Below are 11,193 nucleotides of genomic sequence, written 5' to 3' on the forward strand. Positions count from 1 at the left end.
TCCGGCCGTACGGTCGGGGCGCGCGGTCGCGACACCGGTCCCTGGTCGTCGTGGCCCGCCACTTACAGCTCGACCAGGTGCTCTCGGTAGCCCGCGGAGGTGGAATCCGATGGGCCTCAGACGATCTCGACGAGCAGGTCGCCGCCCTCCACCTGCTGGATCTTGTTGATGGCGAGCCTGGAGACCCGGCCGGCCTTCGGGGCGGTGATCGCGGCCTCCATCTTCATGGCCTCGATGGTGGCCACGGTCGCCCCGGACTCCACCTCGTCGCCCTCGGCGACCGCGAGCGTGACCACCCCGGCGAACGGGGCGGCGACATGGCCGGGGTTGGAACGGTCGGCCTTCTCGGTGGCCGGGATGTCGGAGGAGGCGGCGGCGTCGCGTACCTGGATCGGCCGCAGCTGGCCGTTGAGGGTGGCCATCACGGTGCGCATGCCGCGTTCGTCGGCCTCGCCCACGGCCTCCAGGCCGATGAGGAGTCGTACGCCGGGTTCGAGGTCGACGGTGTACTCAGTGCCCGGGCGCAGCCCGTAGAAGAAGTCCTTGCTGTCGAGGACGCTGGTGTCGCCGTACGTCTGGCGGTGGGTCTCGAACTCGCGCGTCGGGCCGGGGAACAGCAGCCGGTTGAGGGTGGCGCGCCGGTCCTTCTCCAGTCCGGTGCGGTCCTCGGCGGTCAGGTCCTGGACGGGCTTGGCCTCGCCCCGGCCCTGGAGCGCCTTGCTGCGGAACGGCTCGGGCCAGCCACCGGGCGGGGTGCCGAGTTCGCCGCGCAGGAACCCGATGACGGAGTCGGGGATGTCGAACTTGTCCGGGGTGGCCTCGAACTCGGCGGGGACCACTCCGGCGCCGACGAGGTGCAGCGCGAGATCGCCGACCACCTTGGACGACGGCGTGACCTTGACCAGGTGGCCGAGGATGCGATCGGCGGCGGTGTACATCGCCTCGATGTCCTCGAAGCGGTCGCCGAGGCCGAGGGCGACGGCCTGGGTGCGGAGGTTGGAGAGCTGGCCGCCGGGGATCTCGTGGTCGTAGACGCGTCCGGTCGGGGAGGCGAGGCCCGCCTCGAAGGGGGCGTAGATCCTGCGGACGCTCTCCCAGTACGGCTCCAGGTCGCCGACGGCCCGCAGATCGAGGCCGGTGGGCCACTCGGAGTGGTCGGTCGCGGCGACGATCGCCGACAGGGACGGCTGTGAGGTGGTGCCGGCCATGGACGCCACCGCTCCGTCCACGGCGTCGGCGCCGGCCTGGACGGCGGCGAGGTAGGTGGCGAGCTGGCCGCCCGCCGTGTCGTGGGTGTGGATGTGGACCGGCAGGTCGAACTCGCGGCGCAGGGCCGTCACGAGCTTTGTGGCGGCGGGGGCGCGGAGCAGTCCCGCCATGTCCTTCACGGCCAGGACATGGGCGCCGGCCTCGACGATCTGCTCGGCGAGACGGAGGTAGTAGTCGAGGGTGTAGAGCTTCTCGGCCGGGTTCGACAGGTCGGAGGTGTAGCAGAGGGCCACCTCGGCGACGGCCGTTCCGGTCGCGCGTACGGCGTCGATGGCGGGCCGCATCTGGCCGACGTCGTTGAGCGCGTCGAAGATGCGGAAGATGTCGATGCCGGTGTTCGTGGCCTCCTGGACGAAGGCGTCGGTCACCTCGGTCGGGTACGGGGTGTAGCCCACGGTGTTGCGGCCGCGCAGCAGCATCTGCAGACAGATGTTCGGCACGGCCTCGCGGAACGCGGCCAGCCGCTCCCAGGGGTCCTCGGCGAGGAAGCGCAGGGCGACGTCATAGGTGGCGCCGCCCCAGCACTCCAGGGACAGCAGCTGCGGCAGGGTGCGGGCCACCACGGGGGCGACGGCGAGCATGTCCTTCGTGCGGACCCGGGTGGCGAGCAGCGACTGGTGGGCGTCGCGGAACGTGGTGTCGGTGACGCCGATGGTCGGCGACTCGCGCAGCCACCGGGCGAAGCCCTCCGGGCCGAGCTCGACGAGCTTCTGCTTGGAGCCGGCGGGAGGTTCGGTGACACCGGCGGCCGGGATCTTGGTGGCCGGGTCGATCAGCGCGGGCCGTTCGCCGTGCGGCTTGTTCACCGTCACGTCGGCCAGATAGGTGAGCAGCTTGGTGCCGCGGTCGGCGGAGTGCCGGGCGGTCAGCAGGTGCGGGCGCTGCTCGATGAACGACGTGGTGACCTGGCCCGCCTTGAAGTCCGGGTCGTCGAGGACGGCCTGCAGGAACGGGATGTTCGTGGCCACGCCGCGGATGCGGAACTCGGCGACGGCACGCCGGGCGCGGTTGACGGCGGTGGTGAAGTCCCGTCCCCGGCAGGTGAGTTTGACCAGCATGGAGTCGAAGTGCGCGCTGATCTCCGTACCGGCGTGGGTGGTGCCGCCGTCGAGCCGGATGCCGGAGCCGCCGGGCGAGCGGTAGGCGCTGATACGGCCGGTGTCCGGGCGGAAGCCGTTCGCCGGGTCCTCGGTGGTGATACGGCACTGGAGCGCGGCACCGCGCAGGGTGACGGTCTCCTGGGAGAGCCCGAGGTCGGCCAGGGTGGCGCCGGCGGCGATGCGCAGCTGCGACTGCACGAGGTCGACGTCGGTGACCTCCTCGGTCACCGTGTGCTCGACCTGGATGCGGGGGTTCATCTCGATGAAGACGTGATTGCCGTCGCGGTCGAGCAGGAACTCGACGGTGCCCGCGTTGCGGTAGCCGATCTCCCGGGCGAACCGTACGGCGTCGGCGCAGATCCGCTCGCGCAGCGCCGGGTCGAGGTTGGGCGCGGGCGCCAGCTCGATGACCTTCTGGTGGCGGCGCTGCACCGAGCAGTCGCGCTCGAAGAGATGGATGACGTTGCCGTGGCCGTCGGCGAGGATCTGCACCTCGATGTGGCGGGGCTCGACCACGGCCTTCTCCAGGAAGACGGTGGGGTCGCCGAACGCGGAGGCCGCCTCGCGGGACGCCGCCTCGATGGCCTCCCGCAGCGCGGCCGGATCCTGGACCCGGCGCATACCGCGCCCGCCACCGCCGGCGACCGCCTTGACGAACACGGGGAAGCCGATCTCGTCGGCGGCCCGCACCAGTTCGTCCACGTCGGTGGACGGCTGGGAGGACCCCAGCACCGGTACGCCGGCCGCGCGGGCGGCGGCCACCGCGCGCGCCTTGTTGCCCGTCAGCTCCAGGATGTCGGCGCTCGGACCGACGAACGTGATGCCCGCCTCCTCGCACGCCCGCGCCAGCTCGGGGTTCTCGGAGAGGAACCCGTAGCCCGGGTAGACGGCGTCGGCGCCGGCCTGCCGGGCGGCCCGGATGATCTCGTCGACGGAGAGGTAGGCCCGCACGGGATGACCCGGCTCACCGATCTCATAGGCCTCGTCGGCCTTCAGCCGGTGCAGCGAGTTGCGGTCCTCGTGCGGGAAGACGGCGACGGTTCGCGCGCCCACTTCGTACCCGGCACGGAATGCGCGGATCGCGATCTCGCCACGGTTGGCGACCAGTACCTTGCGGAGCATTCCTGATCCCTTCGACCTGCGATGAGGAACACCATGGTCCCGGCAATGGTGCCACCGCGCCACGAGAACCGTGTCACTGAGTGCCATGTGAGCTGGGTCACTATCGAAAGTCGCTGGTCACAGCGCCCTGCCGCCGCATCCCCGTCTGCGCCCTCCCCCTCTCCATGGCCCGCAGTGCCACCCCGCGGCTGTTCCCGGGCACTCCGGCCGAGACGGATCCGTCCAGGTCCGTCCAGGTCCGTTCGGTGGGCGCGGGGCCCCGCTCAGGGGAGAGCCACCGTGGTCACCGGGTCGTAGGGCGCCCCGCAGCCCGGCCCGCGCGACCTGCGACCGGGCCCGTGGAACCGCGCACGACCAGTTGGGTGGGCAGGCGCAGGGTGCGCGGCTTCCGTCGCTCGCCGGCGGCGGACTGCGCCAGCAGTTCCAGGCTGAGCGAACCGGCCCGGTCCATGGGTACGGCGATGCTGGTCAGGGAGGGGTCGGCGATCTCGGCGAGGGGCGTGTCGCCGATGCCCACGACGCCGAGGTCGTCCGGGACCCGGAAGCCGAGTCGGCGTGCTCCGGCGATGATGCCGAGGGCGATGGAGTCGTTGTGCGCGATCACCGCGGACGCGCCGGAGGCGATCACCCCGGCCGCCGCGGCCGTACCGCCGGCCACCGTCTCGGACTGCCGTCCCAGCACTTCGAGTACGAGGTCCGCCTGTTCGGCGTGGGTCCGGGCCAGGTCGAGGCGGTGGCCGCCGGCCCAGGAGTGCTGCGCGCCCGGGACGTACGCGAGGTGGGTGTGGCCCAGCGCGGCCAGGTATTCGGCGGTCTGGCGGAGGCCGTCGGCCGCGTCGGTGAGGACGCAGTCGGCGGCCGTGGTCTCGCGGTCGACGAGGACGACGGGGGTGTCGCCGCACAGATCGACGACCTCCTCGGCGTCGAGTCGGGGCGCACACACGACGATCCCCGCGGAGCCGGCGCCGAGCCGCGTGATCGCCTGCCGCTCGTGGTCCGGGTCGTGGTCGGTGTCGGCGAGCACGATCGTCTGCCGACGGTGCCGGCCCTGGGCCTGCGCCGCCTTGACGAAGATGCCGTAGACCGGGTCGGCGATGTCGGGAACGACGACGGCCACGCTCGCCGTCGCGGTGGTGGCGTCCTGTTCCGGCCGCCAGACGACCGGGCGGGGCGATGGCTCGTAGCCGAGTTGTTCCGCGGCTTCCCGAACCTTGCGCAAGGTTTCCGTACCGAGCCGCTCGGGTTCACTGAAGGCCCGGGAGGCCGTGGAGAGGGCGACATTCGCCTGCTTGGCGACATCGGTCAAGGTGGGGGCCACGCTGCCACTCCGTCTTCTTCGTCGGCGAGGGATGAGCAGTGCCTCTCCATGCTCGGCAAGCTTGCGCAATTTTGTCAAGATTGCCGCAAGTGAACGGAGGCCCGCCGGACCGTCGGTGGGGACGGCGGTGTGGCGGGCCGGGGTCCGTTCAGCGGCTCCCGGTCACGCCGTTCGTCAGGACGGTCGGCGTCCCCCGGACCTCGTCAAGGCCGCCGCGTCGGCGGGAGGGACATCGGTTCGCCGGGGCGGGTACGTCGTCGGCTACGCCAGTGGGCCAAGGTCGCCTTCGAGGGTGGTCCGGAGGATCGGGGGGCGGTCCCAGAGGGCGAGGATCTCGTTGGCGAGATCGACGATCGGGAGCACGGGGTGGTCGTTGCGCACCTCGATGGAGGCGGCCAGCAGAGTGCGCGGGACGGCTCCCGCGTCGAGGAGGACACGCCAGTCGTCGGGCGCGATTTCGAGGAACTCCAGTCCCTTCAGCTGAGCGATCTCCAGGGGGTCGGCGAGCGTGCCGGGGTAGGCGCGGAGGGTGCGCAGGCGGGGCAGTCCGACGACGGGGGCGAGGCTGAAGGGTTCGCCGTCCCATACACCGAGGCTCAATGCCTCCAGGCCGGGGTGGGCGGCGGCTTCGACGCTCCGCACACTGGCGTGGTTGACCCAGACCACGGCTGACGGCTCGTCGTCCCCGTGACGGCCGCGGCGCTCCTCCGCGGACCTCCGCATCACCATGTCCGTGAGGCAGTCGGCGACCAGGTCGGCGCCGGTGTGCTCCTCGTGGCCGATCATGATGATCTGCCCCAGGTGTCCGCGCGGGCCCGGGGTCAGGTCGACGGCGATCCGGTCGCCGCCGCCGTTGTCGCCGAAGGCGATCCAGCCCGGTGAGCCGACCAGTCCCTGCACGGCGGCGTCGGATGGAGTGACGACCGCGTCCATCGCCCCGAACCGCCACAGGGTCGGGCGGGAACGCGCGTCGGCGATGTACAGCTCGTCCAGGGGGAACAGTTCGCAGCCGACCGCCATGGCTTCGCGGCCCGCCGCCTCGTGGTCGTCGCCCCAGTCCTCCCAACGCGCCCGCGTCACCCGGTAGAGCGCTTTCAGTTCGTCGGGGAGTGCGACACCCAGGCGGGCCTCGGCGGCGGCGATCTCCTCCTCGGTGGCGCCCACGGCACCGGGTATCCGTTCCCGCAGTGTCCGCTCCAGCAGCGCCGGGTCCGCGGTCGGGGCCGGGACCGCGTCGGGCGTCGGTTCGGGCAGACGGCGCCAGGGCTCGGGGACGGCGCCCTCGACGAGGAGCAGCGAGCCGGGGTGCGGGCCGCCGACGCCGAGTTCCGCGGCAGGGCTGGGGCCGAGCAGACGGAGCACGGCCCGCCCGGTCGGCGAGGCCTCCAGTGTGAACGAGACGCCGTCGACGCCGGCCTCCATGAGCGCGTTCCGCACCAGCTCCACCGCGTCCCACTCGGCCTGCATGTCCTCGACCTGAGCGGCTCGGCCGGGCTTCGGCATCGCTCGTGTCAGGGGCACGCTCCACCCGTGGACGCCTATCCGCCCGGCCACCTGGCCGCCCGGCGCGGCGAGTCGTTCCGCCTTGTCGGCCCACAGGAGCCTCGACAAGGGTTCCCACGTGGTGAAGTCATGGAGCGCGGACAACGGTGACCTCCGGTGATTCCGGCGAGCGGGGCGAGGCGATTATCACGGACGGCCGTGTCCGGGCCGGGTCCGGCCCTCTGCCCGGACAGTCTTTAAATCGTTTCATTCCTCATGAGCTCGATTCCGCATCAACCATTGACCGAATTCGATACGGAACCCTAACCTCCGGGCAATCGCTTTGAAACCTTTCACCAACCGAACCGAAGGTGCACCATGGCGCGGGCTCTCTCACGGCGAAGACTCCTCCAGCTCGGCGGCACCGCGGCTGCCTCCGTCGTCCTGTCCGGCGGACCCCAGGCCTTCGCCGCCCCCGCCCCGAGGGCCGCCGCCGGCCCGATGGGTGTGCCCGGTGCTCCCGGGAAGCCGCCCGCGCCCACCGGGATGCTCGCCGATCTGCTGCCGCAGGCACTCGGGACGAGCGCCGGGGAGCGTCCCCGGTTCAGCTGGCAGGTGCCCGACTTCGGCGCGGGTACGGTGCAGCGCGCCTACCAGTTGCAGGTGGCGGCCACGCCGGGCGGCTTCGACGACGACCGGCTGGTCTGGGACTCCGGTAAGCGGGCGTCGGCCGACTCCACCGCCGTACCGTATGCCGGGCCCGCGCTGGAGCCCCGTACGGCCTACTGGTGGCGGGTCAGCAGCTGGGGCGAGCAGCGGTCGGCCTGGTCGGAGCCTGCTCTGCTGGCGACCTCGGTCGAGGACGAGTGGGAGGCCGAGCCGATCTGGGTGCCGGCCGGGCCGGTCATGACCGACGGAACGTTCGCGACCCGGCTGAAGATCACCACCGTGGCGGCCGGGCTGTGGTTCCGGGCCACGAACACGGCCAACAACTACATGTGGCAGCTGCGCGCGGGCAGCCCCGGTGTGCTGCGCAAGCACGTCTGCGTGGGCGGTACGTACACGGTGCTCGGCGAGGTCAAGCTGCCGTTCGCGGTCACCACCGGGGAGTGGGTGGAGCTGAGCGTCACCATGGAGGGCGCCACCTTCACCACCAAGGTCAACGGCACGGTCGTGGACACCACCACCCACAGCCGCTACGCCTCCGGCAACATCGGTCTGCGCAACGGGCTCACCGAGTCACAGGTCTACGACCGGGTCACGTTCACGGCCGCCGACGGCACGGTCCTGCTCGACGACGACTTCGCCTCCGACAAGGGCACCTTCGCCGCCGGCACCGTCTCCGGCGGTGTCCTCACCTTCCCCACCGGCGCCTCCTCGCTCTCCTCCTACGGCGCGGACGACACCTGGGCGCTGCTCCGCCACGAGTACGAGACGGAGGCCGGCAAGGACATCGCCGCCGCGATCCTCCATGTCGCGGCCACCTCGCCCGATCCGGCCCGGCAGTACGTCGCGAAGGTGTGGAGCAACGGCACCACGGTCGGCTACGCCTCCGTCCGCTCCGGTACCGGGACCGCCTACCAGGCCTTCGACATCACCTCCACACTGCGGGCCGACGGCAAGGCCAACGCGCTGGCCGCGCTGTGCTGGACCACCTCGCAACAGAAGTTCCTGGCCCAGCTGGAGATCACGTACACGGACGGCAGCCGGTCCACGGTCGCCTCGGGAGACCACTGGAAGGCACGTCGCCAGGCCGGGTTGCTGCCGTCGAAGGGCAGTGCGGGCAGCGGCTACTTCACCGTCCCGCAGGAGTACTGGGACCTGCGCCGGGAGCCCGTCGGCTGGACCGAGCCGGGCTTCGACGACGGCGACTGGCTCGCCCCGGTCGTCCGGACCGCGATCGACGGTCTCGTCCCGGCGCCGATCGAGGCGATACGCCCGCACGACGTCACCCCCGCCTCCGTGACGGAGGTCGCCGACGGGCGCTGGCTGGTCGACCTCGGCCGGGAGATCGTCGGCGGGCTGGCCCTGGAGATCACCGGCAGTGCCGGCGACACCATCGAGGTGCGGCTCGGGGAGGAGCTGAACTCCGACGGCACGGTCAAGTACCAGCTGCGCGCCACCAACACCTATCGCGAGGTGTGGACGCTGCGCGACGGCGAGCAGCGCTTCGAGCACTGGGGCTACCGCGGCTTCCGCTGGGCCGAGCTGCGCACGTCGCTGGACCTGTCGAAGGCGGTCGTCACCGGCCGCGCCTGGAAGCTCGACTGGGACGACTCGCACGCCTCGTTCCGCAGCTCGGACCCCGCGCTGGACCGGGTCTGGGAGCTGTGCCGGTACTCCATCGAGGCCACGCGGGGCGACCTCTACACGGACACCCCGACCCGTGAACGCGGCCCGTACGAGGGCGACGCGCTGATCAACCAGCTCTCCGAGTACGGCGTGCAGCGGTCGTACGCGCTGGCCCGCTGGTCCAACGACTATCTGGTCCGCAAGGGCACCTGGCCCACCGAGTACCGGTTGATGTGCGCGATCTCCGCCTGGGAGGACTATCTCGCCACCGGTGACGACCGGCAGCTCGCCAAGGACTACGACCTGCTCACCGGCAAGAACCTCACCTCGTATCTGGACGCCGACGGTCTGGTCCGCAAGGCGCCCGGCAACACCAGCCAGGACCTGGGCGACCTGGTCGACTGGCCGGCCGCCAGTCGCGACGGCTATGTCTTCACCAACGTCAACACGGTCGTCAACGCCTTCCAGTACGCGGCGTTCGCGGCTCTCGCCCGGTGCGCCACGGCCCTCGGCAAGGACGATGACGCGACCGCGCTGCGCGGCCGGGCCGACACCCTCGCCGAGGCCATGCGCACCACCCTCCTCGACAGTTCCGCCGGGCGGTTCGTCGACGGCGTCGGCACCACGCACAGCGCCCAGCACGCCACCGCCTTCCCGGTGGCGCTCGGTGTCGCGGACGGTCTGGACGAGGCCGTGCTGACCAGGCTGGGCGACACGCTGGCGGGCGGTGGCATGAAGGTCAGCGTCTACGGGTCGCAGTTCCTGCTCGACGCGCTGTTCCGGCTCGGTCGCTCCGACGCGGCGCTCGCGCTGCTCACCTCGACGGCCACGAACTCGTGGCTGCACATGCTCGACGCGCTCAAGGCCACCATCGTCACGGAGGCGTGGGACCCCGCGCTGAAGTCGAACATGACGCTCTCCCACGCCTGGGCGTCCGCGCCCGCGAACGCCGTGGCCCGGCACATCCTCGGCGTCCGGGTCAGCGCGCCCGGCGCCGCCGAGTTCCTGATCCGGCCGAGGACGGGAGCGCTGAGCGAGGCCGAGGGAACGGTCCCGTCGATGCGCGGGCCGGTCTCCGTCCACGTACGCCGCTCCGGGGACACGCACACCACACGGGTGACCGTGCCGCCGAACACCCGTGCAGTGCTGGAGGTGGAGATCGGCGACGCCGATCCGGCGGCGTACCGGGTGACGGGGACGGCACCCGGCGGGCGGGGACCGGTGCAGGTCAAGCCGGTCACCGACCTCACGGGCACCGTGCTGCGGGTCGGTCCGGTCGGCTCGGGCACGACAGAAGTGGTACGGAAGTGAGCAATTCCGAAGTGACAGACGTACGGAAGTGACGGAAACCCGGAACGTCGACCCGAGCTGAGCTAGCCTCAAATCCTTGGGGGCGAACTGACGTACGGGAAGAGTCACTTCGGGGGTGTTGTGTCAGACCAGCGGCCGGTGCCGGCGCGTTCAGCGGCAGATCGGGCTCCGGCGCTGCGACAGGCGGGTGCTCTGCCTCTGCGCCCCGGCGACCCGGACCAGGTCGGTCCGTTCGTGTCGCTGGGGCTGCTCGGCAGCGGGGGCATGGGACGCGTCTACTTGGCGCGTCCCGTGGACGGCGGCCCCGACCTGGTCGCGGTGAAGGTGATCCGGCCGGAGTACGCGGAGGATGTGCGGTTCCGGCGCCGGTTCGAGCGCGAGGCGTCCGTCCACGAGTCGGTCCGCACCCCGCGCATGCCGAGGCTGCGCGGCACGGGATTCGACGACGAGCTGCTGTGGATGGCCACCGAGTACCTGCCGGGGCTCGACCTGGCCGAGGCCGTACAGGAGGACGGCGGCCTCGGACCGGACGCCGTGTGGCGGCTCGTGGCGGAGCTGGGACGGGCGCTCGCCGACCTCTCCGCCGCGGGCATCGTGCACCGGGATCTGAAGCCGTCCAACGTCCTGCTGTCCGTCCGGGGTGCGCACGTCATCGACTTCGGCATCTCGAAGGCCGCCGACGCCAGCGCCATCACCAGCACGGGGAACCGGGTGGGCACCCCCGCGTACATGTCACCGGAGTACCTGAGGACCGGCGAGTGCGACACCGCGTCGGATGTGTTCTCCCTCGCCTGCACGCTCGTCTACGCGACCACCGGGAGCGCCCCGTTCGGCGACGGCACCGGGGTCGACGTGATGCACCGGGTGGCCTTCGAGGAACCGAACGCGAAGGTGATCGGCGAGATCGCGGCGGCCGACGAGACGCTCGCCGCGTTGCTGTCCGCCTGCCTGGCGAAGGAGCCGGGGCGCCGGCCGACTCCACAGGAGCTCGTCGGGGCGGCTCGGTCCCACGCCGGGATGCCGTCCGGGCGACCAGGTGCCTCCGGCGCGTCCGGTGGCCCCGGCTCTTCCGGCGGCTCCGGCTCTTCCGGCAGCCCCGGCCCTTCCGGCCGCTCCCCCTGGCCCGAGCCGCTGGGCGGCAGAGTCCTCGCCCGGCAGCAGGGGTACGAGGTGCTGCGCCGGCTTCCCCTCGAACAGACCCCCGGCGTCCCGTCCGCACAGGCCCCCGCCGTTCCCTCCGCGAGCGACCGGCGGCAGGTACGGCAACAGGTGGCGGCATCCGCCCCGGTCGCGTCGGGG

General features: G+C 71.8%; 5 protein-coding genes. 2 read left to right on the top strand and 3 right to left on the bottom strand.

All coding sequences use genetic code 11. From position 1 onward, the window contains the following. Positions 1-116: 116 nt before the first annotated feature. The 3 genes from STRIP9103_RS31645 to STRIP9103_RS31655 form a co-directional block, all read right to left on the bottom strand. Entirely contained in the window at positions 117-3,491 is a 3,375-nt protein-coding gene (locus tag STRIP9103_RS31645) for a pyruvate carboxylase (protein ID WP_009327273.1), read from the bottom strand. Positions 3,492-3,774: 283 nt separating this feature from the next. Then, a complete protein-coding gene (locus STRIP9103_RS31650) occupies positions 3,775-4,809 on the bottom strand; it encodes a LacI family DNA-binding transcriptional regulator (protein ID WP_009327276.1) in 1,035 nt (344 codons plus the stop codon). Between the two features lie 261 nt (positions 4,810-5,070). Continuing rightward, entirely contained in the window at positions 5,071-6,456 is a 1,386-nt protein-coding gene (locus tag STRIP9103_RS31655) for an SMI1/KNR4 family protein (RefSeq protein WP_009327274.1), read from the bottom strand. 213 nt (positions 6,457-6,669) lie between these two features. Between STRIP9103_RS31655 and STRIP9103_RS31660 the strand changes: the two genes are divergently transcribed. Both STRIP9103_RS31660 and STRIP9103_RS31665 read left to right on the top strand, forming a co-directional pair. Next, positions 6,670-9,894, top strand: coding sequence for a family 78 glycoside hydrolase catalytic domain (locus tag STRIP9103_RS31660; RefSeq protein WP_009327272.1), 3,225 nt, complete (start codon positions 6,670-6,672; stop codon positions 9,892-9,894). Positions 9,895-10,014: 120 nt separating this feature from the next. Next, positions 10,015-11,193: serine/threonine-protein kinase (locus tag STRIP9103_RS31665; protein ID WP_048821339.1), on the top strand; the 1,179-nt coding region annotated here is incomplete at its 3' end.

Source organism: Streptomyces ipomoeae 91-03, assembly GCF_000317595.1.
GTDB lineage: Bacteria > Actinomycetota > Actinomycetes > Streptomycetales > Streptomycetaceae > Streptomyces > Streptomyces ipomoeae.

Bases quoted from the DNA above. Each gene is read 5' to 3' on its own strand.
- STRIP9103_RS31660 (WP_009327272.1), top strand. From the start codon at position 6,670: ATGGCGCGGGCTCTCTCACGGCGAAGACTCCTCCAGCTCGGCGGCACC.
- STRIP9103_RS31645 (WP_009327273.1), bottom strand. From the start codon at position 3,491: ATGCTCCGCAAGGTACTGGTCGCCAACCGTGGCGAGATCGCGATCCGC.